20 protein-coding genes and 3 pseudogenes are annotated in these 25463 nt (G+C 70.8%); 10 read left to right on the forward strand and 13 right to left on the reverse strand.

The features are described from left to right. The first annotated feature begins 28 nt into the window (after positions 1 to 28). From AC6F7H_RS32580 to AC6F7H_RS32595, 4 genes are read left to right on the forward strand one after another with little or no spacing between them, the layout of a single operon-like run. Positions 29 to 739 (forward strand): SDR family NAD(P)-dependent oxidoreductase, encoded by a 711-nt coding sequence (locus tag AC6F7H_RS32580; RefSeq protein ID WP_500761505.1) that lies wholly within the window; start codon positions 29 to 31, stop codon positions 737 to 739. Then, positions 736 to 1962, forward strand: coding sequence for a lycopene cyclase family protein (locus AC6F7H_RS32585; protein WP_500761507.1), 1227 nt, complete (start codon positions 736 to 738; stop codon positions 1960 to 1962). Before AC6F7H_RS32580 ends, AC6F7H_RS32585 begins: the two co-directional genes overlap by 4 nt. Further along, positions 1959 to 2690, forward strand: a complete 732-nt coding sequence (locus tag AC6F7H_RS32590; RefSeq protein WP_500761509.1) for a methyltransferase domain-containing protein — start codon at positions 1959 to 1961, stop codon at positions 2688 to 2690. The genes AC6F7H_RS32585 and AC6F7H_RS32590 overlap by 4 nt, the downstream gene beginning before the upstream one ends. A 56-nt stretch (positions 2691 to 2746) precedes the next feature. Next, complete coding sequence (locus AC6F7H_RS32595) at positions 2747 to 4255, forward strand: FAD-dependent oxidoreductase (protein ID WP_500762179.1); 1509 nt, start codon at positions 2747 to 2749, stop codon at positions 4253 to 4255. Positions 4256 to 4264: 9 nt separating this feature from the next. On the opposite strand, the gene AC6F7H_RS32600 is transcribed toward AC6F7H_RS32595, so the two are convergent. Genes AC6F7H_RS32600 through AC6F7H_RS32615 form a run of 4 tightly spaced genes read right to left on the reverse strand, consistent with a single transcriptional unit; the run spans position 4265 to position 8966 of the window. Continuing rightward, a complete protein-coding gene (locus AC6F7H_RS32600; RefSeq protein ID WP_500761511.1) occupies positions 4265 to 5269 on the reverse strand; it encodes a DUF5914 domain-containing protein in 1005 nt (334 codons plus the stop codon). Further along, on the reverse strand, positions 5262 to 6260 hold the full coding sequence (locus tag AC6F7H_RS32605) for a phytoene/squalene synthase family protein (protein WP_500761513.1): 999 nt from the start codon (positions 6258 to 6260) through the stop codon (positions 5262 to 5264). Before AC6F7H_RS32605 ends, AC6F7H_RS32600 begins: the two co-directional genes overlap by 8 nt. After that, entirely contained in the window at positions 6247 to 7827 is a 1581-nt protein-coding gene (gene crtI, locus AC6F7H_RS32610) for a phytoene desaturase family protein (protein WP_500761515.1), read from the reverse strand. The genes AC6F7H_RS32605 and crtI overlap by 14 nt, the downstream gene beginning before the upstream one ends. Next, positions 7824 to 8966 (reverse strand): polyprenyl synthetase family protein, encoded by a 1143-nt coding sequence (locus AC6F7H_RS32615; protein WP_500761517.1) that lies wholly within the window; start codon positions 8964 to 8966, stop codon positions 7824 to 7826. The genes crtI and AC6F7H_RS32615 overlap by 4 nt, the downstream gene beginning before the upstream one ends. 366 nt (positions 8967 to 9332) lie before the next feature. On the opposite strand from AC6F7H_RS32615, the gene AC6F7H_RS32620 reads away from it, so the two are divergent. Both AC6F7H_RS32620 and AC6F7H_RS32625 read left to right on the forward strand, forming a co-directional pair. Continuing rightward, a complete protein-coding gene (locus AC6F7H_RS32620; RefSeq protein WP_500761519.1) occupies positions 9333 to 10064 on the forward strand; it encodes an FAD-binding oxidoreductase in 732 nt (243 codons plus the stop codon). Positions 10065 to 10272: 208 nt separating this feature from the next. After that, positions 10273 to 11691 carry an MFS transporter gene (locus tag AC6F7H_RS32625; protein WP_500761521.1) on the forward strand — a complete coding sequence of 473 codons (1419 nt, stop codon included), beginning with the start codon at positions 10273 to 10275 and terminating at the stop codon, positions 11689 to 11691. Positions 11692 to 12026: 335 nt separating this feature from the next. On the opposite strand, the gene AC6F7H_RS32630 is transcribed toward AC6F7H_RS32625, so the two are convergent. From AC6F7H_RS32630 to AC6F7H_RS32650, 5 genes and pseudogenes are all read right to left on the reverse strand, one after another. Next, positions 12027 to 12302 (reverse strand): PIN domain-containing protein, encoded by a 276-nt coding sequence (locus AC6F7H_RS32630; protein WP_500761523.1) that lies wholly within the window; start codon positions 12300 to 12302, stop codon positions 12027 to 12029. Positions 12303 to 12550: 248 nt separating this feature from the next. Continuing rightward, positions 12551 to 13168, reverse strand: a pseudogene (locus AC6F7H_RS32635) (N-acetylmuramoyl-L-alanine amidase); the annotation flags it as partial. Positions 13169 to 13328: 160 nt separating this feature from the next. Further along, positions 13329 to 13532, reverse strand: coding sequence for a hypothetical protein (locus AC6F7H_RS32640; RefSeq protein WP_500761525.1), 204 nt, complete (start codon positions 13530 to 13532; stop codon positions 13329 to 13331). Between the two features lie 5 nt (positions 13533 to 13537). Next, on the reverse strand, positions 13538 to 14389 hold the full coding sequence (locus tag AC6F7H_RS32645) for an AfsR/SARP family transcriptional regulator (protein WP_500761527.1): 852 nt from the start codon (positions 14387 to 14389) through the stop codon (positions 13538 to 13540). A gap of 866 nt (positions 14390 to 15255) precedes the next feature. Next, on the reverse strand, positions 15256 to 16308 hold the full coding sequence (locus AC6F7H_RS32650; protein ID WP_500761529.1) for a hypothetical protein: 1053 nt from the start codon (positions 16306 to 16308) through the stop codon (positions 15256 to 15258). A 177-nt stretch (positions 16309 to 16485) separates the two neighbouring features. On the opposite strand from AC6F7H_RS32650, the pseudogene AC6F7H_RS32655 reads away from it, so the two are divergent. After that, positions 16486 to 16829: pseudogene (locus AC6F7H_RS32655) on the forward strand (DDE-type integrase/transposase/recombinase); the annotation flags it as partial. 619 nt (positions 16830 to 17448) lie between these two features. Here the strand turns inward: AC6F7H_RS32655 and AC6F7H_RS32660 are convergent. Together AC6F7H_RS32660 and AC6F7H_RS32665 are read right to left on the reverse strand one after the other, a co-directional pair. Beyond that, positions 17449 to 18753, reverse strand: a complete 1305-nt coding sequence (locus tag AC6F7H_RS32660) for an IS630 family transposase (protein ID WP_500755205.1) — start codon at positions 18751 to 18753, stop codon at positions 17449 to 17451. A 69-nt stretch (positions 18754 to 18822) separates the two neighbouring features. Beyond that, positions 18823 to 19812 (reverse strand): aldo/keto reductase, encoded by a 990-nt coding sequence (locus tag AC6F7H_RS32665; RefSeq protein ID WP_500761531.1) that lies wholly within the window; start codon positions 19810 to 19812, stop codon positions 18823 to 18825. Between the two features lie 262 nt (positions 19813 to 20074). On the opposite strand from AC6F7H_RS32665, the gene AC6F7H_RS32670 reads away from it, so the two are divergent. Both AC6F7H_RS32670 and AC6F7H_RS32675 read left to right on the forward strand, forming a co-directional pair. Further along, positions 20075 to 20881, forward strand: coding sequence for a ribonuclease BN (locus AC6F7H_RS32670; RefSeq protein ID WP_500761533.1), 807 nt, complete (start codon positions 20075 to 20077; stop codon positions 20879 to 20881). A 508-nt stretch (positions 20882 to 21389) separates the two neighbouring features. Then, the gene (locus tag AC6F7H_RS32675; RefSeq protein WP_500761535.1) at positions 21390 to 22103 is read left to right on the forward strand and encodes an IS6 family transposase; all 714 of its coding nucleotides are present in this window, start codon (positions 21390 to 21392) and stop codon (positions 22101 to 22103) included. Between the two features lie 688 nt (positions 22104 to 22791). On the opposite strand, the pseudogene AC6F7H_RS32680 reads toward AC6F7H_RS32675, so the two are convergent. After that, positions 22792 to 22938, reverse strand: a pseudogene (locus AC6F7H_RS32680) (IS21-like element helper ATPase IstB); the annotation flags it as partial. A 48-nt stretch (positions 22939 to 22986) separates the two neighbouring features. Then, the gene (locus tag AC6F7H_RS32685; RefSeq protein WP_500761537.1) at positions 22987 to 24396 is read right to left on the reverse strand and encodes a VCBS repeat-containing protein; all 1410 of its coding nucleotides are present in this window, start codon (positions 24394 to 24396) and stop codon (positions 22987 to 22989) included. 406 nt (positions 24397 to 24802) lie between these two features. Here AC6F7H_RS32685 and AC6F7H_RS32690 point away from each other — a divergent pair, with 406 nt between their 5' ends. Further along, on the forward strand, positions 24803 to 25414 hold the full coding sequence (locus AC6F7H_RS32690; protein WP_500761539.1) for a hypothetical protein: 612 nt from the start codon (positions 24803 to 24805) through the stop codon (positions 25412 to 25414). Positions 25415 to 25463: the final 49 nt, after the last annotated feature.

The following is a 25463-nucleotide window of genomic DNA, read 5'->3' on the forward strand; positions in this document are numbered from 1 at the left end:
ACTCGTCGACCTGGTGCTCGGGGTGAACATGAACGTCAACGGTGCGCGTGTTCTGGTGGCCGGGGCCACCGGTGTTCTCGGTGGTGCGATCACCGCCGAACTGGCCGGCCGAGGCGCACGTCCGGCCCTCGCCGGGCGCGCCCCGGCCCGGCTGGCCCGCGTCGCCCAGGCGTACCCCAGTGCTCCGACCGTCCTGTTCGACGCCTACGACACCGATTCCTGCGCCCGCGCCGTGCTGGATGCCTCGGCTGCCCTCGGCGGCCTGGACGCCGTGGTGACGGCGTTCGGCTCGGTGGCCTTCGGCCGGGCGTACGAGGTCGGTGACGAGGTCGCGGAGTACCTGATGGCGGTCAACTTCCTTGCACCCGTCGCGTTCTGCCGGGCCGCGCTCGGCATCATGCAGCCCGGTTCGGTGCTCGCCGCCGTCACCGGAGTCGTTGCGGAGCGCCCGCAGGCGGGAATGGCCGACTACAGCGCCTCCAAGGCCGCGCTGAGTGCCTGGCTCGACGCCGTACGCCGCGAGGCACGGGGCGCAGGCATCAAGGTGCTGGACATCCGGCCGGGGCACCTGGACACCGGTTTCACCGACCGGCCCGTGGCAGGTGATGCGCCGCCGATGCCTGCAGGAGGGGACCCGCGCCAGGTCGCCGTAGCCGTCGCGGAAGCACTGGAGACAGAGGCCGAGCTCCTGCGTACGGCACCGGACGGCACCGCCGTCGTCGAACGGCGGGCCCGGTGAGCCGGCACCCCGTACTTCCCGCCGGCACATCCGATGTGCTCATCGTCGGCGGCGGCGCGGCCGGCCTCAGCCTCGCGTACCGGCTGACCGAGGCCGGCACCACCACCGTGACCGTCATCGAACCGCCGGACGGACCGACGCGCCCGCCCGAGCGAACCTGGTGCTACTGGGGCCAGGACACCGGCGACTTCGATGAAGTGATCACCGCTTCCTGGTCCCAGCTGCGCGTCCGCGGTGCCGACGGCAGCGAGGTCACCGTCGACCCGGCCCCACTGCGCTATCGCATGCTGCGGTCCGCACCGTTCGAGCGGTGGGTGCACTCCCGACTGGCTCGCTCTCCCGGTGTGCACCTGCTGCGCGCGACGGCGGACACGGTGCGCGACGTGTCAGGCGGTGCGGAAGTCCGGTGCACGGCAACCGACGGACGGACACTGACGCTGCGCGCCCGCCAGGTGTTCGACTCCCGCCCGTTGCGCGCTCTGCCACCGGCCCGGACGCACCTGCTGCAGCACTTCCGCGGTTGGTTCGTACGCACCGACGACAACCGGTTCGATCCCGAGGTCGCCGACCTGATGGACTTCCGGTTGCCGCAACCGCGTCACGGCCTCGCCTTCGGCTACGTCCTCCCGCTGGCGCCGGACCAGGCGCTCGTCGAGTACACCGAGTTCTCCCGGGCGCCGCTGTCCACCGCGGAGTACGAGGCGGCGCTCGGCCACTACGGCCGCGAGATCCTGAAGCTCGGCGCGTTCACGGTGGACGCGGCGGAGCAGGGAACGATCCCCATGACCGACGCGCGCTTCCCCCGGCGCGTCGGATCCGCCGTCTTCCGTATCGGGGCGGCGGGCGGCGCCACCCGCCCCGCCACGGGCTACACCTTCGCCGCGGTGCAGCGGCAGAGCAGGGCCATCGCCGCGGCCCTGCGTGACGGGCGCACGGCAGCAGTGCCCGCACCTCATGGACGCCGTGCGCTGGCCATGGACGCGGTCCTGCTGCGTGCCCTGGACACCGGACGGATCGACGGCCCCGACTTCTTCACCACCCTGTTCCGCCGTACGCCCCCGGAACGACTGCTGCGCTTCCTCGACGGTGCCACCTCACCCCTGGAGGAGTGGGGCATCGGACTGCGGACCCCGGTCGGCCCGATGCTCCGAACCGCCGTCGAACTGCCCTTCCTGCCGCGCCGTGCCCGCCCCGCCCCACGATCCGAAGAGAGCCACCGATGACACTGCTGCGCGACCACGACCTGGCACGCGCCTTCGACCACGCGTCGCACACCTACGACCGCCTCACGATTCTCAACCCCGGCTACCGAACCGATCTGCTCCGCTCGGCCCGGCGGCTCCGGCTGCCGGGCGGCGGAGCGGGACTGCACGTCCTCGACCTCGGTTGCGGCACCGGTACGTCCACCCGGGCCCTGCTGCGGGCCGCGCCCCGGGCCCGGATCACGGCCGTCGACGCCTCTTCGGGCATGCTGCGGCGCGCACGGGCCAAACCCTGGCCCGCTCGCGTGCGCTTCCTGCACCTGACCGCCGAGGAAATGGCGAAGGCCGGGGAAGGCCCGCTCGACGCGGTGTTCGCCGCCTACCTGTTCCGCAACGTCACCGACCCGGACCGGGTGCTCACCGCGGTCCGGAGTCTGCTGCGACCGGGTGGGCGCCTCGCCGTCCACGAGTACAGCCTCACCGGCTCACCGGCGCACCGCGCCCTGTGGACGGCCGTGTGCCGGGGCGTGATCGTCCCGGCGGGCACGCTCACCCGCGACCGTGCCCTGTACCGCCACCTGTGGCACAGCGTCCTCGCCTTCGACACCGCCCCCGCCTTCGCCGACCGTCTGACACGGGCCGGCTTCACAGGCGTGCGCGCCGCGCCCGTCGCCGGCTGGCAGACCGGCATCGTGCACACCTTCCTCGCGCGCAACGGCTCCACCACGGCAGGGGAGCAGACCCGGTGAGCGCCCGTTCGCACGGTGGGGCCCGGCGGGGCCGCGACCGCAAGGCCGAGGTACTGATGCCCGCACCCGGCCGGGGCCGGTTCGAGCGGGAGGACGCGCCGTCGGTCGCCGTGATCGGGGGCGGAATCGCCGGTCTCGCCGCAGCTGTTCTGCTGGCCGAGCGCGGCGCCCGGGTCACCGTCTACGAACGGGAGGAAGCACTCGGCGGCCGACTCACCGGACACCGGACCCGCCTGGCCGACGGCTCCGCGGTGACCATGAGCCGTGGCTTCCACGCCTTCTTCCGCCAGTACTACAACCTGCGCGGTCTGCTCCGGCGGACCGACCCCGATCTCGCACGGCTCACCCCACTGCCCGACTACCCCCTGCGGCACAGCGGCGGCCTGAGCGACAGTTTCGCCCGGGTTCCGAGAACCCCGCCGTTCAGCGCACTCGGATTCGTCGTCCTGAGCCCCGCCTTCGGCTGGCGGGACCTTGCCGCCATGGACGCACGGGCGGCGCTGCCCCTCCTCGACGTCCGGGTGCCCGACGTCTACGAACGTTTCGACGGCACCAGCGCGACGACGTTCCTGAAGGGCGTCCGCTTCCCCGAGGCGGCGCACCACCTCGCGTTCGAGGTGTTCTCGCGCAGTTTCTTCGCCGACCCACGCGAACTGTCCGCCGCGGAACTGCTGCTGATGTTCCACATCTACTTCCTCGGCTCGGCGGAGGGACTGCTCTTCGACGTGCCGAACGCCCCCTTCCCACAGGCACTCTGGGAGCCGCTGGGTGACTATCTCCAGCGCCTCGGGGCCACCCTTCGCACCGGCACACCCGTGCACGGCGTCCAACCCCACGAGACCGGGGGAGTGAAAGTGCAGACCGACACCGGCGTACACCCCCACGAGGCAGTGGTGCTCGCCCTCGACCCCGGCGCTCTGCGCCGGCTCGTCGCGGCGTCACCCGGCCTGGGCACCGCCCCCTGGCGCGACGGCGTCGCCGCCCTGCGTACGGCACCGCCGTTCCTGGTCTCCCGGCTCTGGCTCGACCGGCCGGTCCGCGCCGACCGCCCCGGCTTCCTCGGCACCAGCGGATACGGCGGCCTGGACAACATCAGCGTCCTGGAACGCTACGAGGACGAGGCGGCGCGCTGGGCCGCCCGGAACCGGGGCTCGGTGGTGGAGCTGCACGCCTACGCCCTCGCTGCCGACGCCGAACCGGAGAAAGTGCGGAGCATGCTCGTCGACCGTCTCCACGAGGTGTACCCGGAGACCCGCGAGGCGCGCATCGTCGACACCCGGCACGAGTGGCGCTCGGACTGCCCGCTCTTCCCCGTCGGCTCCCACCACCGACGCCCCACCGTGCGGACCCCCCATCCACGGGTGACGCTGGCCGGCGACGCGATCCGCTGCGGCCTCCCGGTCGCGCTCATGGAACGCGCCGCCACCACCGGCTTCCTCGCGGCAGGCGCGCTGCTCGCCGGCTGGGGTGTCCGCGGCCAGGTGCTGTGGACGGTTCCCCGGGCGGGCCGTTCCCCCGCGCTACGGGCCCTCGGCGCACTCGCGGGGCGTCGCGCGCACCCGTGACCGACGAGCTCACCCCGGGAACCGTCCGGTACTGCGCAGCGCCCAGCGACGCTCGGCGTACGCCATGTCATCGCGCCACAGGCGCCCGGCCGTACGACGCATCAGCGGGCGCAGCACCGGGGCAGCCACCCGGGCCAGCTCGAAGCCGCGCCGCCCGGAGGTGGCGACGACCGCCTCGACCACGGCGGTCCGCGGCTGTCGGCCGGCCTCGCCGGTGAGCGGCGTGGCATGGGTCTCCACCACGGACGTCGCCCCCTCGCCGTCGGTGACGCGCATGACGACCGTGCGCGGACCGGGCGCGGTGAACTCGGCCCGCACGGGCACCACCAGGCGCCCCGCCACCCGGAAGGAGACATCGACGACGAAGGCGTCGTCCTCGTCACCCTGCGGCTCCCGCACCACCGTCAAGTCGACGAACGAGTACGGATGGAACCACGAGCCGTGCCACGGGTCGAGCCGGTTGGCGACGACGTCCTGCGCTTCACACCGCCCGACCGCCGTGAAGACCGCGTCCACCGCGCTGCCCACGGCGGGACGCACCGGCACCACAGGACGGTCCGAAGGCGCCTCACCGCCCACCGCGTCCAGACGTACCCAGACCAACACCCCGTCATCGTGCGCGGGGTAGGGACTCCAGCCGGCGAACGCACCACCGTCCAGGGCCAGTCCGTGCCAGTGGCACACCAGCGTGCCGCAGACCACCCGGCTGTCCCGCAGAGGCGCCCCGAGGTGCGGGCAGGCGCCCGGACCCGCGTGCAGTGCTCCCGCCTCCGAGCGCCACAGCACGACCTCGACGCCACCCACCGTCCGGCCGCACGGGCGCCCACCGACGCGCACGTCCCGTGAGGCGCCGACCACGAACCAGTTGCCGGAGGGCCGTGCGGACGCCCGCTTGAGCGCTTCGGCGATCACGGCCGGCCGCGCCTGCCGCCACGTCGGCGTCTGCGCCGCCCAGCCCGGGCCACGGCGCCGCCGCAACGGCGATGTCCAGCGCTCTCCCGCTCGGTCACTCACTGCCCTGCCCCTTCCGCTCGTGTGACGTGCCGCCCGCCACCCGGGGCGGATGCGGCGCGCGGCCGCGCCACCGGGCGCCGGCCACCTGGACGGCACCTGCTGCGGCGGTGGCCGCGCGCCGAGCACGGGACACCACCGCACGGTGATGCAGCACGCCGTAATCGTGGTCCGCGATCGCGTCGAGAATGCCGCCGTACAACGTGAAGGCGGTGCGGATGCAGGGGCGCACCCGCGGGTCGAGCATGGCGATGCCCGGTTCCGCCGACCGGTACACGTCCCGGGTCATCGCCTCGGCGGCGACGAGCGCCGCTCGGATCCTCGGGTCGCGCCGCCCCGTGCGCCGGCTCCACTCCAGCAGCGGCCTGTCCACACCGTGAGCGGCGAGCAGGTCCGCCGGCAGGTAGACGCGGCCCCGGTCCAGGTCCTCGCCCACGTCCCGCAGGAAGTTGGTGAGCTGGAACGCCACCCCGAGGGCCGCCGCGTGCGGCGCCGCCTCCTCGCGGGGTACGACCGTGCCCAGCACCGGGAGCATCTGCAGCCCGATCACCGCGGCCGAGCCGTGCATGTAGGCCCGCAGGTCGGCGTAGCTCGGATAGTCGGTGACGGTCAGGTCGGCACGCATCGAGGCCAGGAAGTCGGCGAACAGCGCGGGCTCGATGCGGAACCGGTCGACGGTGTCGGCCAGGGCCCGCACCACGGGCTCCCGCCCGCCGCCGGTGCGCAGCCCGTGCGCGAGGTCGCTCTCCAGGCGCTTCAGCAACCGGTCGCGCTCGTCGTGGGTACGGCTCCGGTCCAGGTCGTCCACGATGTCGTCCGCCCAGCGGGCGAACCCGTACAGCGCGTGTACGGCCGAGCGGCGTTCCAGCGGCAACAGCCGAGTGGCCAGGAAATAGGTTCTGCCGTGGCGGGCGTTGAGCCGCCGGCACCGGTCGTAGGCCGCGCGGAGCGTGGGATCGGTGATCCCGGCGGCGTCCAGTTCACGACGGGTCATCGGCGCCTGCCGCGGACGGCACGGAGGGGACAGCGGCCACAGCCGAGGCCGGCCGGCACCGGGAGGCGCGGCGGCTGGTGTCCGCGGCGCCACCGGTGACGCGAGCGGCGGCGAGCTTGCCGCTGAGGAGCACCGTCGGGACGCCGACGCCGGGGGTGGTCCCGCAGCCGGCGAGCACGACGTTGTCCAGCCCGCGTACAAGGTTGCGCGGACGGAAGGGGCCGGTCTGGGCGAATGTGTGGGAGACCGAGAAAGGGCTGCCCGCCGCATGACCTCGTGCCGTCCAGTCCAGAGGGGTCACCAGCGTCTCCTCGTCGACGCTGTCCGCGAAATCCTCCAGACCCCGGCGCTCCAGCTCGGCGACCAGGCTGTCGCGGTAGCGCGGGCCCAGGTCCCGCCAGGCGGCGGCAGAAGGCCCGACGGTGGTGTTCGGACAGGGGGCCAGGACGTAGTGGAGGTGCCGGCCCGGCGGCGCCAGGGTGGCATCGTGTGCGGTCGGGCGGCTGATCAACAGGGACGGGTCGCTCATCAGCCTCCCCGAGCGGGTGATTTCGTCGAACGTGCGTTCCCATGCCGTGCCGAAGGAGAGCGTGTGATGGGCGAGACCGGGCCAGGTGCGGTCGGTCCCGGCGTGCAGGACCACCGCGGACGGTGAGTGGCGCAGCCGTACCGGGCGCCGGGGCACGCGCCCCAGGAGTCGGTGAGCGGTGGACAGTTCGCAGGTCAGCACCACCGCGTCACAGGTGATTCGCTCACCCGACGTCAGGCGTACCGCCGTGACCCGGCCTGCCGACCGGTCCAGGGTGCTCACCTCGGCCGACCAACGGAGGTCGGCACCGGCGCCGGCCGCCGCCTCGGCCATGGCGCGGGGCAGCGCGTACATACCGCCCTTGGGGAACCAGACGCCGGCCACGGTGTCCATGTAGGCGATCACCGCGTAGGCCGCGAGGGCCCGGGCGGGGGCGACTCCGGCGTACAGGGACTGGAAGGAGAAGACACGGCGCAGGCGGGAATCAGAGAGGAAGCGGCCGATCCTGGCGTCCAGCCGTCCGAAGCCGCCGAGTGCCGCCAGACGCGCCAGGTCCGGATGCAGGAGCTGGAAGGGCGAGTCGAAGTTGGTGTCGATGAAGCGGCGCATCTGCGCCCGGTACAGCTGTTCCAGCCAGGTCCGCAGCCTGCGGTAGCCCGCCGCCTCCACCGGTCCGGCGAAGCGCCGCACCTCCGCCTCCATCGCCTCACCGTCGGTGTGCACGTCGAGAGAGGTGCCGTCCGCGAAGCACGCCCGGTAGGCGGGGTGCAGGGCCACGAGCTCGACGCGCTGGTGGAGGCTGTCGCCGACGGCTGCGAAGGCCTCGTCGGCCAGCTGGGGCATGGTCAATACCGTGGGGCCGGTGTCCAACCGGTATGCGCCGAGTCGCATCCGGCCGGCCCGGCCACCGGGGACGGCATCCCGTTCGACGACGGTGACCCGCCTGCCCGCGCCCAGCAGGTGGAGGGCGCAGGCGAGGCCGGAGAGGCCTGCGCCCACCACGACGACATGGTCGGTCCGTCCGGTTACCGTCCTCACATGCCCTCCTTCCTGCGGTCCGGGACGATGCCCGATGCCCGTTCGACCAGCGAGGCGAACTCCCCTCGTACTGCGAGTCCCGCACCGGTCCTCGCGAAGTGCCGCAGGCCGGCGGCCGCCAGGTCCTCGATCTTCGACTCCACCACGGCCCGGGCTCCGGTCCGCTCCAGTGCCGTCCGCATCCGCTCCACGGTGTCGTCGGACCGGGCTGCGGCGCCGGGGGCGAGCACGGCCGCGGCCTCCTCGTCCCCGTCGGCGTCGGCAAGCCTGAGGGCCACGGCGAGGAGATAGGTGAGCTTGCGCGAACGCAGATCGTCACCGGTCGGTTTGCCGGTCAGCTCGGGGTCGCCGAAGGCACCGAGGAGGTCGTCGCGGAGCTGGAAGGCCAGCCCCGCGCACCGGCCGGCGGAGCGCAGCGATTCGACGGTCCACTCGTCGGCGGCGGCCAGCGAGGCGCCCAGCGTCAGGGGCCGCTCGACCGTGTACAGAGCGCTCTTGAGCGTGGCGATGGTCAACGCGTCGTCGACGCCGGACGCGCCGGTCGCCTGCGCGTGGATGTCGCGGTACTGACCGGCGACCATCTCACTGCGCATCGCCTGCCACTCGCGGTACAGCCGTGGGCCGTGCGGTGAGCCGAGTGCCGTCTCCGTCAGCAGATCGTCGGCCCATGCCAGCGCCAGATCACCGGCGAGCACCGCGGCGGACGTCGCGAAGGACTCCGGCGAGCCGGTCATCCGTGCCGTGCGGTGCATACGGACCAGGTCCACGTGCATCGCCGGCCCGCCCCGGCGCAGCGGCGATCCGTCCATCACATCGTCGTGAATGAGAGCGCACGCCTGCAACAGTTCAAGCGCGGCTCCCGTCCGCAGGAGCGCCGTGGCGTCGCCCGCGCCGCCCGCGGCCCGCCAGCCGCACCACGCGAACGCCGTGCGCAGCCGCTTACCGCCACGTCGGACGAACGCGGTGACAGGACCGGCCACGTCACGGGCGAACACCGCGTCCACGTCACCGGCCCGGCGCAGTCGCGCGTCGAGGACGGCTCCGAGGACCGTCTCGACGGCCCTGGTGGCCTCCGCGGCGGTGAGCGGGTCGTCGGCGCGCCCCGCCGGTTCGGCCGCCGTCGGTCGTGGTCCAGACATGTTCCACCCCTTTCTCACTCTCGGTCACCTGCACACCAGTGTTTGCGCCGAGTGCCCCGGTGTGGATGCGTGTGATCCATGCCCGGCGCGGGGCCCACCCGTGGAACCGCTCACTCCACCGGCCCATCGGCGTATGGCTCATGGCCGTTTCCCCGGGTGCCCGTCCCCGGCGCCCGATCTCGTCGGAGACCGTCACCCAGCCGTAGCCGCCCACGAAGCAGCGGTGCAACCGGTCCACCGGACTGAGCCCGCTGTTGCCGGTGCTCGCCGTGGAGTCGTCGGGCCGGTATGCGGGCCGGGCCACTCCGGACTGGCGTGAGAAGCCACAGTGACAGCAAGCAGCGCACCCCGAGGAAGGTGACGCAGATGCCGGACTGCCAGGGGGCCGTCCTGACAGCCGCTGCGGAGCAGATGCTGACGGACGAGCTTCGCTTCTCGCTCCGAGGTGAGGTGATCGATCGCGGGCATCGTGGTTACGACGAGGCCCGGACCGTGTGGAACGGGCTGATCGACCGCCGCCCCGCGCTCATCGCCCGGTGCTCCGGTACGGCGGACGTGGTCGAGACGGTACGGGCCGCCCGCAGGCACCGTCCCCTCGTCGGCATCTTCGGTGGCGGCCACCAGGTGGCGGGCAGCGGGGTGTGCGACGACGGGCTGGTGATCGACCTGTCGCACATGAAGGGCGTGCACGTCGACCCCGCCGCCCGCACCGCGCGGGCCCAGGCGGGCGTGACCTGGGGTGAGCTCGACCGCGAGACCCAGTTGCACGCTCTGGCCACACCGGGCGGGGAGATCTCGGCCACCGGGATCGCCGGTCTCACGCTCGGCAGCGGCTTCGGTTTTGTGACGCGGACGTTCGGCCTGAGCTGCGACGGCGTCCGCTCGCTCGAGATCGTCACGGCGGACGGCGCGGTGCGCACAGCGAGCCGGGAGGAAGAAACCGAGCTGTTCTGGGCGGCGCGCGGCGCGCGGCGCGCGGCGGGGGCCGGGGGACCCGGCGCTCGACGAGACCGCGATCGAGTGGGCACGCTCGGCGTGGGACGCGACGAAGCCGTTCTCGAGCGGCGGGACGTACGTCAACTTCGCCGGGCCGGGTGAGGACGCGAGCCGGCTGCGGGGCGCGGTCTTCAGCTCACACGAGGAGCGGCTCGCCCGCACCCGCGCCGCGTACGACCCGGAGGGCCTCTTCGAACCGGCCGCGGCAAGGCCGTGAACATGTGAGCGGCACGGTCCTTCGATATGGAAGACGTGCCCCTTATCGTGGACCTTTGCGTAGATCGCCCGCGAACGGGATGGAGTTGGGGCCGTGGCGTTCGCGGAGCCGGCCGGTGGCGGTGAGTCCGTGCCCTCTCCCGAGTCGACCCCGGGGCCCGGGCGACGGTCCTGGGCACCGCTGCTGGCGGTGTGCGCCGGGTATTTCATGGTGATCCTGGATGTGACGGTCATCAACGTCGCCGTGCCGGTGATCGGCCGGGAACTGTCGGCCTCGCTCACCGGCATCCAGTGGATCACCGATGGGTACACCCTGGTCTTCGCCGGGTTCCTGCTGACCGGTGGCGCGCTGGGCGACCGGCTGGGCAACCGTCTGATCTTCTGCTCGGGCGTAGCGGTGTTCACCGTGTCCTCGGCCGCGTGCGCGGCCGCGCCGAACGCCCCCTTCCTGGTTGTGGCCCGGCTGGTGGAGGGGCTCGGCGCGGCGCTGATCGTGCCCGGTTCCCTGGCCCTGCTCCAGCAGGCCTACCCGGCGCAGGCCGCACGCTCGCGGGCCTTCGGGCTGTGGGGTTCGATGGCGGGCATCGCGGCCTCCGCCGGGCCACTGCTGGGCGGGCTCCTCGTCTCCACGGCGGGTTGGCGCTGGGTGTTCCTCATCAACCTGCCCGTCGGTGCGGCCTGCCTGATGCTGACGCTGCGGCACGTGGCACGCTCGCCCCGACGTGCCGCTCGGTCCCTGGACTGGCCGGCGCAGTGCGCGGTCGTGGCGGCGGTGGCGCTGCTGATCGCGGCGCTCAACGAGGCCGGACGGCGGGGCTGGTCCGATCCGGCTGTTCTCGCCGGGGTGGGCCTGGCCGTGCTGGCCGCCGCGGCATTCGCGGTGCGCGAACGGCTGGCCCGGTCTCCTGCCCTTCCGCTGAGCCTGCTGCGGTCTCGTACGATGAGCGGCGGAGCCGTCATCGGCCTTCTGTTCAACTTCGGTTTCTACGGCATGGTGTTCACCGCCAGCCTGGAATTCCAGCACCAGCGCGGCTTCAGCGCCTTGGAAACCGGGCTGGCGCTTTTCCCGGCGGTGGCGATGACCATGTTCGCCTCCGTCCTGTCCGGGCGGCTGACCCGCCGCACCGGCGATCGTCCGCTGGTGATCTCCGGCATGCTCCTGGCTGCCTTGGGCCTGGCCGGCTGGGCCTCGGCGGGAGCCGACCCCGCCTACCCGCTGCTGGTGGTCCCGATGATGGCTGCGGGGTTCGGTACCTCCTTCGCCCTCACCGGCTCGACCGCCACCGTGATGGGTGCCGCACCCCCGGCGTACTCGGGGGCCGCCTCCGCCCTGTTCAACACCACCCGCCAGATCGGCAGCGCCACCGGCGTGGCGCTCGGCGGCAGCCTGCTCGCCACAGCCACCGACTACGACACCGGGCTGCGCACCAGCATGGTCGTCGGCGCGCTCGCCTACCTGACCGCCGCGGGCCTCGCTTGGCTGTGCGTGCCGACGAAGTCCCGAAGGACATAGGGAACCTTGGGTCGCTGCCGCCCCGCCACCGACACGTGCTGCCAGGACACCGTCGAGGCGGACGCGACCAAACCCCGCTGAAACCTCACGGCCGACGAAGGGGAGACGCCCGCGTTGAATTCACCCATCGCGCGGTTCTGTCGCTCGACTTCCTCCGCGATGGTCGGGACACCGCGCCGCGCGTGCGCAGTCTCCCGGGCGGCGAGCGCGCGGCGTCAACCCTCGGCGCCGTTTTTCTCGTTCTCACCGGGCCCGTGACGCGGGCGGCGTTCAGGTGGGGTTCAGCGGCCTGATGCCGGTTCCGGCGTACAGCTCGGGCTCAAGCGACAACACCCTCATGAACTCGCCCTCCTTACTGCCTGCCAGGCGATCGCCGCTGCGTGAGCCACCGGCCGGTCCACGCTCGGACGGCCCGTCGCATCCACGGCGTGCGCGGTGCTGAACGAAACGTTCTCCGCGAACCGCAGCGAAGCGGCGTGCTTGCCTGCACCGGCACCCCGACGCTCGGCAGCGAAAACGGACAGCGACGGGATCAGGACGCGGCCGGTGCCACGTGAGACTTCGATGTACCGGCCGGTGAGGAACAGGTCCACCCGGTACAGGGCGGTCAAAGCGGGGTGGTCCAGTACGGCCGTCAGATTCATGCGGCGGCGTCGTCCTGCTGAGCGAGGACTTTCGCCCAGGCAGCCTGGCCGACCTGCTCGACCTGCCTGGTGTACTCGATGCCGAGCTCTTGGGCAGCCTCCACTGTCCGACGCTCCCGCTCAGCCGCTGTGAGCTCGCGGGTGACGAGTTCCTCCTGCAGAACTGCCGCTGCGGAACAGCAGGGGGCGGTGCCGTCGGAGCAGTCGAAACCCTATGGAGAAACAGAGGTTCCTGCCAGGGCGGCGCTCAGGCGGTCCTTGATCCGGCGGCGCATCGAGGCCATGGTGAAGCCCTTGGGGTCGATCTTGCCGGGCTGCCACTCCAGGTGGCCGATCACGCTGCACTCGGTCCAGCCGTGAGCCCGGCAGACGGCGGTGGCCGCTTTCTCGATCGCCTCCAGCTGCGCCTCGGGCCAGAGGTCGATGCCGTCGCCGAGGTTGATCGCCTCGAAGCCGTAGAAGTGCCGGTTGCCGTCGGTGTTGGCCTCGTTGTCGGGCGGCAGGGCGGCCTCGTCGATCACCGCGCGCAGGACGTCGTCGTCACCGAGCCCCGCGTGGTTGGCCCGGCCGTTGCCCACCAGGTGCACGGTGCCGTCCTTGGCGACGACGCCGTGGCACAGCGGGCCGGGCAGGGCGGAGTGGCCGTCGTAGCACAGCTGGACACTGCTCATGGTTCCGGAGGTGACGGTGTGATGGATCATCACACCGTGCACGGGACCCCAGGGGCCCTTGTGGTTGCGGTTGTGGGTGCGCCACGAACGGTGCTCGACGACGGTGAGCCCTTCGGCACGCAGCGCATCGAGGAACCGGTCTGCTGACAGTGGGGTAGCCATGACTCTCCTCGTTGGGATACGACTGCACGAGAGGACCCTCGACGGACAGCATTCCGTGAGAAGGTCCCCGAGGAGTCCCGAACCGGCTTTGTCGGCCCGGTGAATACCAGTGTTCCGGCCGGTGCGTCACCGCCGCGTGACGGCCGTGTGGCACCCGCACTCACCCTCCGTCGGGGTCGGTGAGCATCTCCTTCAGCCACTCCTGGACCACCCGGCACACGGAATTGACCCGGGTGAGCGTCATGCTGCGCTCGACACCGGAGGCGACGTCATCGGTCAGGCGGATATGGGCCCGCAGAGGTTGGGCGGAACCCTCTTCGACCCAGACCCGGATGATCATCACGCCGGTGTCCGATGCTGCCATGCCCCTCACCGTCCGGGACGGCCGTCACCGCGGCGTGACGGGGCAAGGCTCGCGACCAGCCGGTGCAGCCGCTCTGTCGGTTCCAGCCCCAGCTCGTCGTGCAGGCGCCGGGCGTAGCGGGCGAAGACGTGCAGGGCTTCGGAGGGGTTGCCCTCCGCCAGGTGGGCCCGGACCAGGCACACCTGGCCGGTCTCGCGCAGCGGGTCGGCGTGCACGGCCGTCTGCGCCGCGGTGACGGCCTCGGCGTACCGCTGTGCCGTGATCAGCCGCCTGGCCAGCGTCTCCAGGGCGTGCAGTCGCAGCTGCCGCCAGCCCTCCGCCTCCAGCAGCGCCCAGTCGTCGTACCAGCCGGGCAGCAGGTCGGCGGAGAGGGCGTCGACCGCGTCCGGGACGGAATCGGGGAGCCGGGCAACCTCGGCGGGGTCGAGGACGCGGTGGGCGGTCCGGCGGGCGTGGTGGAGGTCGACGGTGGTGCCGCGGGCCAGGCACACCTCGGCCGGGCCGATCTCCAGGGCCCGTCGACCGGCGTGGTGCAGGCGCGCGAGAGCGGAGCGGAGGTTGGCGTACGCGCGGTCCTCGGGGGCTTTTGGCCACAGGGTTCCCGCGATCAGGGGCCGGGGCACCGCGGCCCGGCAGCGCAGGGCGACGAACGCCAGCACCCGCTCCGACCCTCCGGGAACGGCCATCGGTTCCCCGCCCACCCACAGGCCGAAGCCTCCAAGGACACCGATGCGCACCCCGATCCCGCCCCGCCCGGAGACCGCCGAAGCGGGAACGGAGGTGGTCGGGACCGGGACGGCCTCCCGCGGCGCCCGCCGGCCGACCGCGCCGTGACCACCCCGATGTCCGTTCTCCATGCCCCCTGCCCATCCCTGCAGAGACGCAAATCCGGTCACAGGTGCCCCGTGGCCCCCACCCACCATGCTCCGCCCCCCACCACACGCTGTCGAGCCGCCTCCGCGTCCGGGACGGTGCCGAGCCGCTCAGAGACGGCGAGGCGCTCGCAGAGCGTTTCCAGGACCTCGACCTGAGGGCACGCCCGCACCGGTTCCGCCGGCGCGGTCGGCGGTTGTCCGACGTGGAAAACGAGCACTGTCCGCCGGGGCGGGCTCCACGGTGCTCATCCAGAGGTTCAGGACCTTCACCCCGAGCTTCTGTGCTGCTGCGGCGAAGGCCTCAGCGCGTTGCGGGGTGCATCGGAACGAGTGATGCGCGCTATCACCCGCTCGGACTCCTCGAGCGGTGGGCAGCTGTCAACACGGATGGACGTGACAACGGCAAGGGACGCGGAGCCCGCCCGCGAGCTGACGAGGGCAGTGAATGCCGAGCGACTGAAGGTCTTGATGTGCACTTCCCGCTTTCTCGTGGTCGGCGTTTCGGCTGCTGCCTGTTCGGCATGGTCCCTTCAACGGGTGTTCTTGTGGTCCAGGCCGTTCTGCCCGCGGTCCGGCTGGCAGGCGAATCGGGTTGCGAGGCGGTAGGTGACGGTGACGTCGTCGTACTGTCGGCCGGGGACGATTCTGTCGGGGAGGTTGATCCGGTCGCTGTGGGACGTTGACTCGCGTTCGCCCGCGCCGGGGAAGCTGACGGTTGTTCGTGGTTCTTCCGTGAAGCAGAGACGTTTGGATCGGACCGTCGCCTGGAATGAGATGTCCGGTTCCGGGTCCTGACCTCCGACGGTGGTGAGCCGACCGGCGTCTTGTGGCTTGGGGGTATCAGCCGTTCAGGGTGGCTCGTCCCGCTTCTGGGCGGTGCGGCGGGTGGGCCGAGGTGGTTCCTTCCCGTCCTCGCCGCGGGCCCGGCGCGGGCGGGTTCCGCTCTCGCTCCCGGCGATCCGGCCCCGGTCTTTGTCGGCGGGCCTGTGTGACGTGCCCCGGTCTTTGTCGGCGGGCCTGTGTGACGTGCTCGATCCGGCCGGCCTCGTCCGGCGTGCGGTGTCGCCTGCCGTCTCGGTGACGTCCTCGACGGCCTTCTGCGCGGTGCCGCCCGCAGCCTCGGCCACGTCTCCGGCGGTTTCGCCGACATCGCCGACGGCCTGGCGCGCCCCGGAACCGACGTCCTCCACCGCTCGCCCGGCGCCGCCACCGATGTCCTGCACGGCCCTCCCGGCGCCGCGTCCCACGTCGTCGACCGCACTGCCGGCGCCGCGTCCCACGTCCTGTACGGCGGATCCGGCGCCCTGGCCGACGTCCTCGACGGCCCTTCCCGCACCCGCGCCCAGCTCACCGACGGCTTGGCGGGCGCCGCCACCGATGTCCTGTACGGCGGAACCGACCCCGCGTGCCAACTCCTGGACGATCTCCGGGTTGCGATCGAGCGTGGTCAGCACCCGGTTGACAATCGTCACGACGTTGTCGAGACGGACCTTGAGCTGGGCTTGCGCCTCCACACCCGAGATACCCAGGTGCACCCGGCCGAGCGCGACGTCGGCACCCACGTTCAACTTCAACAGGTCCAGCACCTCGGCCTGCAGTGAGACATGCGCCCGCAGATCCTCCACGTCCAAGTCGATCTGGTCGACCTTCAGCGCAGGAACGTCGAGGAAGACGTCAGGAACCGCGTCGGCCGGCGCGCGCCTGTCGGCCGACTCACCGCCAAGAGCGTCGGTGTCTTCGTGGACTGTGGCCGCCTCGTCCTCGCTGTAGGGTCCCGGCTCCTCGTCCTCGTCCTCGTACGGCTCCGGCTCGGCGGACCTGTCGACGTCCTCGGCGTCGGGTTCGTCGTCCAGGTCGCGCTCCTCGAGGGGGCCCTCGTCGTGCTCGGCGTTGTCGTGCATGGGTCCGCCTCCGTGAACTCACCGGGCATTTCGCACTTTTTGGACAGTATGGCGCACAGGTGTACGGCGCGGTGCTGTCGGCCCCGGTGGAGCCGGAGGTCGGCCGGGGAACGCACGGAAGGTGCCGGGAGGTCGCCCGCGCGCGAACGGGGCCGAACGGGTGACAGGCGTCGTGGCCGGTTCCCGCTGTTGTTCCGGGAAGTCGAGGAGTTCATGCTCGAGTGCGATGCGATCGTGTCCTACGAGAGCGTCCGGCGGTGGTGCTTGAAGTTCGGCCAGATCTGTGCGAATGAGCTGCGCCGCTGCCGGGTGACACGGGGCACCTGGACGGCGTTTTCATCCCGCTCGACGGACAGCGGCAGCACCTGTGGCGGGCGGGGGGGCCGGCACGGGACGTGCTGGACATCCTCGTCCAGCCCAAGCGCGACACCTGCGCCGCCGTGCGGTTCTTCCGCCGGCTTCTGAAAGGCCTGGAGTACGTGCCGCGTGTGGTGGTCACCGACAAGCCACGTCATTTTGGACAACCTGTCGGCCCACAAGAAACGCCGCTGGCACCTGCACTTCACCCCGACCAGCTCGTCATGGCTCGACCTCCTCGAACGCTGGTCCTCCGTACTCAGCCGCAAAGCCTTGACCAACCCCGGCTTCATCTCCGTCGCGAACTCGAAACCCGGATCGACTGCTGGGCCTCCCACGGGAACGACAACCCCGAACCCTTCGTCTGGACCAAACCCGCCGACGAGATCCTCGACAAAGTGGCCCGCGGACGAGCCACCCTTGACCGGATCACCAAATCCGCGACACACCGATGGCTCCGGCTTGCGCAGCGCGGACAGCTGCACCTCCCTCGGCAGCAGCCGGGCCTCCTGACGGCCGCGAGCGGTGCGTACCCACGGGGTGCGGGAGCCTGCCGGCTTCGTCTCGCCGCGAGCCAGGCCGCAGTTCTTGAGGACGTTGAACGTGCCGAGGGGGCCTCGCTCGTGCTTGTCGCCGTGACACGGCATCCGTCACAGCTGATCGGCGGTCGCCCGCTGGAAGATCCCCAGCGCCTGATGCGCCCGCAGACGCCGACGGCAGAACCTGGCAACTGCTGCCGCGCCCCGGCTAGTGTGCTGCGCCGCAAATCACGCGGGTAAGTTGCTACCTGTTTGGCGGGTTGATTTTGGTGAGGTAGTCGGCGAGAGATTTCAGGATCTCGTCGGCGGTCTTGACCCAGGTGAAGGGTCGCGGGTTCTCGTTCCAGGTGTCGATCCACGCCTTGATGTCGTCCTCGAGGGCTTTGACGGAGGTGTGTACGCCGCGCCGGATGAGCTTGTCGGTCAGCAGACCGAACCAGCGCTCGACCTGGTTGATCCAGGAGGAGCCGGTCGGGGTGAAGTGGACGTGGAAGCGCGGGTGCTTGCCCAGCCACGCCTTGATCTCGGAGGTGTTGTGGGTGGCGTAGTTGTCGCACACCAGGTGCACATCGAGTTCACGCGGTACCGCCTTGTCTATCGTGGCCAGGAACTTCTTGAACTCGACGGCCCGGTGACGGCGGTGGAGCTCGCCGATGACGGTGCCGTCGGCGATGTTGAACGCGGCGAACAGGCTGGTGATGCCGTGCCGCAGGTAGTCGTGGGTGCGGCGTTCGGGCATGCCCGGCATCATCGGCAGCACCGGCTGCGAGCGGTCCAGCGCCTGGATCTGGCTCTTCTCATCGACGCAGAGGACCACCGCCCGTTCGGGCGGGTTGTGGTAGAGCCCGACCACGTCCACGACCTTGTCGACGAACTGCGGGTCGGTGGACAGCTTGAAGGAGTCCTGCAGATGCGGCTTGAGGTCGAACCTCTTCCAGATCCGCCCGATGGTCGACTTCGACAGGCCGGTGCGCTTCGCCATCGCCGCCCGCGACCAGTGCGTGTCCTGGCCCGGGGTGGACTCCAGGGTCGCCACGATCACTTCTTCGACCTGGTCGAGCAGGATCGACGGCGGCCGGCCCGGCCGGGGTTCGTCGTGCAGGCCGTCGAGGCGTTCGGCGATGAACCTCGCCCGCCAGCGGTCCACGGTCGACGCGTCGATACCGAGATCGGCCGCGGCCTGCCGGTTCGTCCCGCCCTCGGCGCACCGCAGCACGATCTTCGCGCGCAGTGCCAGGTACTGCACGGTCTTCGCCCGCCTCGCCCAGCGCACCAGCTGGTCCCGCTCGGCCTCGCTCAGGACCAGCTCCGCCTTCGGCCGGCCGATCCGGCCCGCGTCCTGCAGCCCGGCCAGCCCCTCGGCCGCGAACTTCCGGCGCCACTTGCCCACCGTTTTGGCCTGAACGTCAACGAGCCGCCCCACGGCAGCATTCGACATCCCGTCGGCGCACGCCAGAATGATCCGGGCCCGCTCGGCGGCTCTCCGGTCCCGCGCCCCGGCGCGGCGCACCAACTCGGCACGCTCGTCCTCGGACAACGTGATCGACACTGCAGAAGGACCCGGATGCGACACGCGAAAAGGGTAGCAACTTACCCGCGTGATTTGCGGCGCAGCACACTAGCGATTGACGGACCGCATCCCTGCCTCGTCATAGCGTTCACCCGCCGCCTCGGGCAGCTCCGCGTGGATGCGGGCCAGGTCGTCCTCGGTCAGTGCGATGTCGACCGCAGCGGCGTTCTGTTCCAGGTAGGTGCGGCGCTTGGTGCCCGGGATCGGCACCAGGTGCTCGCCCTGGGCCAGTACCCAGGTGATGGCCAGCTGGGCCGGGGTCACGTCCTTCTCGGCGGCGATCTCCTTCACCTTTGCCGCCAGCCGCAGGTTCGTCTCCAGGTTGGTGTCCTTGAAGCGCGGGTTCTCGCGGCGCCAGTCGTTCGCGTCCAGCTCGTCCGGCGAGGTGAACCGCCCGGCGAGGAAACCGCGGCCGAGCGGCGAGTACGGCACGAAGCCGATGCCCAGCTCCCGGCAGGCGGGCAGCACCTCGGCCTCCACGTCCCGTGACCACAACGAGTACTCGCTCTGCACCGCGGTGACCGGGTGCACGGCGTGGGCACGCCGGATGGTCTCCGCGCTCGCCTCGCTCAGGCCGATGTGCCGCACCTTGCCCTCGGCGACCAGCTCGCCCAGCGCGCCGACCGTCTCCTCGATGGGCACGTTCGGGTCGACCCGGTGCTGGTAGTACAGGTCGATGTGGTCGGTCCCCAGACGCTGCAGGGAGCCGTGGACCGAGCTCCGGACGTGCTCGGCCGAGCCGTCCTGAGGGCCGACCGTGCTCATGTCTCCGGGTACGGCTTTGTCCATCCGGTAGTTGAACTTCGTTGCGATCACGTACTCGTCGCGATGTCCCCCGATCGCCTCGCCGACGAGTGACTCATTGGTGAGCGGCCCGTACATCTGCGCGGTGTCGAGAAAGTTCACCCCGAGGTCGAGGGCGCGCCGGATGGTCGCGATCGCCTCCTCCTGATCGGTGGATCCGTAGAAGGCGGACATGCCCATGCACCCCAGGCCGATGGCCGATACCTGAAGGTCCCGCAGACTGCGCTTCTGCATGCCGTGTTCCAGCCTTTCCCTGCACACTCGTTCATCGGTCGGACGGCACGAAGCCCTTCATCCATTTAGCGACGGATTCCACCACCCGGCATCCCGTGAGAGGCACCGGGCGACATGGGCTTCATGCGCCGTGGTATCTGCGACGCTACGACCTGGAGCGCACTTCAGCACAAGTCGGCGGTTCACTTCCGCTTGCCTTGGTACGTGCGTTCGCCCCTTCTCTGCCGCGACACGGCCGGGCGGCCGAGGTTCACTTCATTGCATGGGCGACGGCAGTAGCGCACCCCACCGGCGAAGGCACACCCAATGGTGGCGCGCAGATCGGCGGTGGCGGGCCGCCGGCCACCGTTTCGAGGAGAGCGGGGCGGGCCGGCTGTGGGGCCGGCTCTCGGCGGTCGACTTCTTCGGGCACTCCTTCCAACTGGCCTCGCTCGCGTTCTTGTGCTTCTTTCCGTTCCTGATCATCATCACCGCGGCGGCAGGCCGCGAGGCCGCCATGGTCGTCGTCAGCTGGCTGGGGCTGAATCAGCAGGCGGCACAGGCCGTGGCATCCCTGTTTGTCCCTGCAACGACGTCGTACCCCCTCACCGTGACGAGCGCCGTCCTGCTGCTGCTCGGAGCCGTGGCCGTGGCCGGCACCCTCCAGAGCTGGTACCGGATGCTGTTCAACGTCCTTGGAGGCGGGTGGCGGAACACCGCGGCCCAGCTCGCCTGGCTTGCAGGGCTCCTCGCCTACTCCGCCGCGCAGGCCGCGCTCGGCAGGGCGTTCGACGGGTGGCTCTTGACCAGTCTGACCGGCTTCCTCTGGGCGGTCGTCTTCTGGTGGGGAAGCTTGTACATCTTGCTCGCCGGTACGGTGGCATGGCGCGCCCTGTTCCTCCCAGCCCTGGTCACCAGCGTCTGCTGGACCGGCCTCGGGGTGTTCTCCGCCCGCTACTTCTCGGCGACGATCGTGGCGAACGAACAAAAGTTCGGCCCTGTCGGCGTCGTCATGGTCCTCCTGTCATGGCTGGTGGCCGTCGGCGTGGTCATCCACCTGGGGGCCGTCGTGGGCCGCATGCTGCGTTGAGCCCCACCGCACGATTTGCCCTCTCACACGGAGCGGCATCACGAGACGCCCATCCGGGCCGTCCTGGGGCCGTAGGAGGGCGCTTAACGACGACCAACGGCAGCTGAGTCGCCGGTCGCAGCGTTGATCGAGGGCACGGCCCCAGGTCAAAGACCCGGTCCTTCACCTCTTCGGCCACTGATCGCGCTCGACGGCGTCGACTCGCCCATTGAGTGATCCGAATCTCCTGACGGCGCCCCCAGGGGGAGGAAATCGGGTTACGGCCGTCCGGCTGGCGTCGCGGAGCCTTGGTGCCACCAGAAACCGACATTGAGTCGTCCCGGAGAATGTCGAAGACGCTCTTGGAGAGCAGGAAGAACCACAGCCTGGTCCAGAAGGCGTTCAGCAGGGGGCAGTCGTACGCGAGGTACATCTGCGTGATCCCTTCCTCTCCGTCCCGGGGCGTTGTCAGGTTCGGCTCGGGCCGTGGGGTGATCTTGGTGTAGATCGTCGCGAGGAGAGGCTGCGGGTGGAGAACGGGACGGCACCGTCGCACCGGGGTTACCGGTTTCCGCCCGAGGTAATCGGTCACGCTGTGTGGCTGTACCACCGTTTCCCGCTCTCCTGCCGGGAGGTCGAGGAGCTCCTCCTGGAACGCGGCATCATGGTCTCCTACGAGACGGTCCGGGCCTGGTGCGCCGCGTTCGGCCCCGCCTACGCCACGCAGTTGCGCCGCCGGCAGCCGCGCCCCGACGACAAATGGCATCTGGATGAGGTGTTCATCAAGGTCAACGGGAAGATGCGGTACCTGTGGCGCGCGGTCGACCAGGACGGCAACGTCCTCGAAATTCTCGTCCAGGACCGCCGCGATACGGCCGCAGTCAGGCGCTTCTTCCGCAAGCTTCTCAAGGGCCTCGAGTACGTACCCCGCGTGATCGTCACGGACAAGCTCCGCAGCTACGGTGCCGCCCACCGCGAGGTCATGCCGTCGGTCGAGCACCGCAGTTCGAAGTACTTGAACAACAGAGCCGAGAACAGTCATCAGCCCACGAGGCAGCGTGAACGTGCGATGAAGGGCTTTCGAAGCACCGGTGGGGCGCAGCGGTTCCTGTCCGCGTTCAGCGGCATCTCACCCCACTTCCGCCCCCGACGCCTTTTGATCACAGTGAGTGACTACCGCACCGAGATGACCGAACGGTTCCGCATCTGGAAGACCGTCACCGGAGCCCTCACGACCGCCTGACCAGGATGCCCCCGACCCCGCCAAACGCGCCTCCAGCACACCTCAACTCGCCTACCACAAAAGCAACTTGACACCACCCTCACCGAACTTCAAATCATCGCCACCCATGGCATCGACGTCCACCTGTACCTCGGAACACCTGAAGCAACCGCAGGCCAGGTACTGACTGCCGCCGTGGGCGCACTCCACAACCGCCGGGCAATGGTCCCCGGCGATCACCTCCCTTACGGCACTCCAGGCCCCGGGCTGTCCGTGACTCGCGTCCCCAGTGCCGACGGCGAACCCGCGCTCCACGTATCCACCGTGCCGTTCACCGTCAAAGCTCACCACGACCTGCTCAACCACCCCGACCTGTTCGGCCTGCGCACGGCGACGGACGCCTCGCAAGGCCACTTTCCCGGCATCAGTGCCAAGCCACTTGCTGTCCAGGCCGCCGCACAGGCAATGACGGCGACGTTCGGCGCACGCGGCTTCCGCTGGCCGTCGAGGACGAGGGCGGCGCGGGCGACGGCGCCGATCCGGCTCGGGCCGAGCGTGACGTGCTTGAGCGCGCGCCGGCGTTTCCTCAATTCGGCGGTGGTCCGCTCGCCGAGTGCGCGCAGGTCTCTGATCAGCGTGCGCGTCTTGCAGAGGTGCGGCGGACGTTTGCGGGCTGACCGTCCTGGTGCGGTGTTGCTCAGCGCGTTTGTCAGCTGGCTGCTTGCTGTTCGGCTCGTGCCCAAATGCCGGCAAGGCGGTCGGAGTCGGTGCCGGTCTCGATGATGGTGCCGTTGGAGGTGAGGCGGTCGACGATGGTCGCGCAGAGACGCGGGTCGGTGAACGTCTTGGTCCAGCCGCCCCTGGGGACCTTCACAGAGCCCGTGGTGTCCTGGGGTGTGGTGTTTCAGATGACCCAGAGCAGTCCGTTGCCGCCCAGGAGGGTGCTGTGGTCCTGGGTGAGTCCGACGGAGGATGCCGTGAACAGACGGCTGCCGGTGGCGGTCGGGCGGGAGGTGCCGCCGGGGAACACCCATACCGCTCCGGTGGAGTTGTTCTCGTTTGCGGCGCCGACGAACAGTTCGGGTCTGCCGTCCTTGTCGATGTCGCCGACGGAGACCGTGGTGCCGAAGAAGTCGTCCGTTTCGGAGGCGCCGGGGACGCCGGCGGTGTCCTGGGAGAAGGAGTAGGCGCCGGTGCCAAGGGCGCCCGTGCGGCGGCCCGGGACGATGGTCACCTGGCCGGCGCGGGATTTGGCGAGATCCTCGTACGGGGAGCCGATCACGATGTCCGCGAGGCCGTCCCGGTTGAGGTCGGCCACGGCGAGGGAGCCGCCGAAGGCGTCTCCCTTTTCGCTCGCGCCGGGGACTCCGGTGGTGTTCTGGGTGATCTGCACGGGCCTGGTGTCGTTCGTGATGCCGTGTGCCGAGCCGTACCAGACCAGGACACGGCCGCCCGTTGCGCCGTCCACGCCCGCGACTTCCGGATCGTCGGGGTCACCGGCCACGAGGTCGGTGTAGCCGTCGCCGTTGAGGTCGCCGGTGGCGGCGATGAGTCCATTGCCGTGCTTCAGTTCGCTGCCGTGGGCGGGCTTGATGTGGATCTGGCCGCCGCTGAGGCCGGCCAGGGGGCTGGTGACGACGACCGGGTCGGGCACCGCGTCCTTGTCGAAGTCGCCGAGGGCGACGGACTCCAGGGAGGGGGTGTTCTCGTTGAGGGTGGCCGAGCCGAAGGTGCCGTTGCGGCTGAAGGGCCCGGTGAAGTGCACAGACGCGTCCCAACCCGCGACGGCGACCCGGGTCTTGGTGCCCGCGCCGGTGCTGAGCGCGGCGACGTCGAGGCCGTAGAAGCCGGGGCGGCCGGACGGCGTCGGCAGGTTCGTACCGCTGGTCAGTCCGCTTCGGCTGCCCCAAAGGATCGTGACCGTACCGGAGTCGGTGCCCTTGGTGGTGTCCTCGTACGGTGAGGAGACCACCAGGTCGGCGTACCCGTCCCGGTTCAGGTCGGCCGTCGCGGTGGACGCGCCGAAGCGGTCGTATGCCTCGGCCGTGCCGGGCACCCCGGACGTGTTCTGCGTGATCGTTTTACGCCGGGAGGCCGACAGTCCCGAGGAGGATCCGTACAGCACGACGACGGCTCCGGCCGCCTGCTTGCCCGACACGTTGGCGCCGGGTGCGGGCAGGACCGCGTCGCGGTATCCGTCGCCGTTGAAGTCGCCCGGTACGGCACCGTGTACGGCGGCTGCGGGGCCGGCCGGCAGCAGGCCTCCCACGAGGCCGACGGTGACGATCGCGGCCGCACCCCATCTCGAGCTCATGCGTGATCTCAAGCTCATGCGTGTCCCCTTCACCCCAGGCGCACCCCCTGTACGCCGACATCACACGGGAAGTGTAGAGGCACGTCCGCCCGGACATGGGGCGACGGTGCCGGAGCCGGCGCGCAGGCGGTTCGCCGCCGATGCCGCCCAGGGGCGGGCTTGCCGCGGGTGTTGCCCCTGTCAGGAGAGGAGAGATCAGGGGTGTCGGTACGGTCGCCGGGCGGTCTACGCGCAGGTGGCGTACTGACACGGCGGTGAGAGATCGCAATTATCGGGAGCATCAACAGGAAGCCGGGGCATCCCAGGCCGAGTGGTGCCGAGCGGGACCTTCTCGTCGCCGACCTGGGGCGGGTCAGCAGGATGCTGGACTTCTCCGAGCAGTTCGTCCCCAGGCGATGAGTGGAGCATGACAGTGGCGCATGACCAGTACCTGCGGCAGCTGATCGCGCGGGCGAAGGACGGCACCATCCCGCCGCAGGAGGTGAGGCAGATCGCCCAAGCCGTCACCGAGGGCCGGGCCGGCCGGGACCTCTACCGGCGGCTGTACGCGGTGGCCCGTGCGGGCGGCCCGGCATACGAGCCGCTGATCGCCACGTATCTGATCTGTCCCGAGGATCCCGAGGTCTCGGCGCTCGCCGTGCAGGTGCTCACGGCGCACTGGAGAGTGGGGATGAAGTACCGGGAGCAGATCCTCGAGTTGCTGGGCTCCCCCGAGTGGGATACAAGCGATGATGCGTTCATGGCCGCGGTCTCGGGGGCGGGGGCGATCCTGCACGACGGGTTCGACGCCGACATCCTCCGCGCCCTGCTGAAGCTCGCCGAGGAGGGCCGCGGTGAGTACAACGACGATCTCATGCAGGGTCTTGCGGTGGAGGCGATCGCCCGCGGGCTGGGCGTCGGCCACGCCGAGTTGACGCGACTGCCCGGGGGAGTTACCCGTGCGGAGTGGTCGCAGGGCGTGCTGAGGGCCGCGCGTGACCGACTGCACGAGGCGGCGCGTCAGTCCTGCATCCGCTGACAGTCCAGCAGGCCCCGGCGAGGCGTCGTTCGGCCGGGCCTGCTCGGCC

Source organism: Streptomyces sp. MMS24-W38, from assembly GCF_059889265.1.

Bases quoted from the DNA above. Each gene is read 5' to 3' on its own strand.
- AC6F7H_RS32580 (WP_500761505.1), top strand. From the start codon at position 29: ATGAACGTCAACGGTGCGCGTGTTCTGGTGGCCGGGGCCACCGGTGTT.
- AC6F7H_RS32590 (WP_500761509.1), top strand. From the start codon at position 1,959: ATGACACTGCTGCGCGACCACGACCTGGCACGCGCCTTCGACCACGCG.
- AC6F7H_RS32595 (WP_500762179.1), top strand. From the start codon at position 2,747: ATGCCCGCACCCGGCCGGGGCCGGTTCGAGCGGGAGGACGCGCCGTCG.
- AC6F7H_RS32605 (WP_500761513.1), bottom strand. From the start codon at position 6,260: ATGACCCGTCGTGAACTGGACGCCGCCGGGATCACCGATCCCACGCTC.
- AC6F7H_RS32615 (WP_500761517.1), bottom strand. From the start codon at position 8,966: ATGTCTGGACCACGACCGACGGCGGCCGAACCGGCGGGGCGCGCCGAC.
- AC6F7H_RS32620 (WP_500761519.1), top strand. From the start codon at position 9,333: ATGCCGGACTGCCAGGGGGCCGTCCTGACAGCCGCTGCGGAGCAGATG.
- AC6F7H_RS32640 (WP_500761525.1), bottom strand. From the start codon at position 13,532: ATGGCAGCATCGGACACCGGCGTGATGATCATCCGGGTCTGGGTCGAA.
- AC6F7H_RS32645 (WP_500761527.1), bottom strand. From the start codon at position 14,389: ATGGAGAACGGACATCGGGGTGGTCACGGCGCGGTCGGCCGGCGGGCG.
- AC6F7H_RS32650 (WP_500761529.1), bottom strand. From the start codon at position 16,308: ATGCACGACAACGCCGAGCACGACGAGGGCCCCCTCGAGGAGCGCGAC.
- AC6F7H_RS32665 (WP_500761531.1), bottom strand. From the start codon at position 19,812: ATGCAGAAGCGCAGTCTGCGGGACCTTCAGGTATCGGCCATCGGCCTG.
- AC6F7H_RS32670 (WP_500761533.1), top strand. From the start codon at position 20,075: ATGGGCGACGGCAGTAGCGCACCCCACCGGCGAAGGCACACCCAATGG.
- AC6F7H_RS32685 (WP_500761537.1), bottom strand. From the start codon at position 24,396: ATGAGCTCGAGATGGGGTGCGGCCGCGATCGTCACCGTCGGCCTCGTG.
- AC6F7H_RS32690 (WP_500761539.1), top strand. From the start codon at position 24,803: ATGACAGTGGCGCATGACCAGTACCTGCGGCAGCTGATCGCGCGGGCG.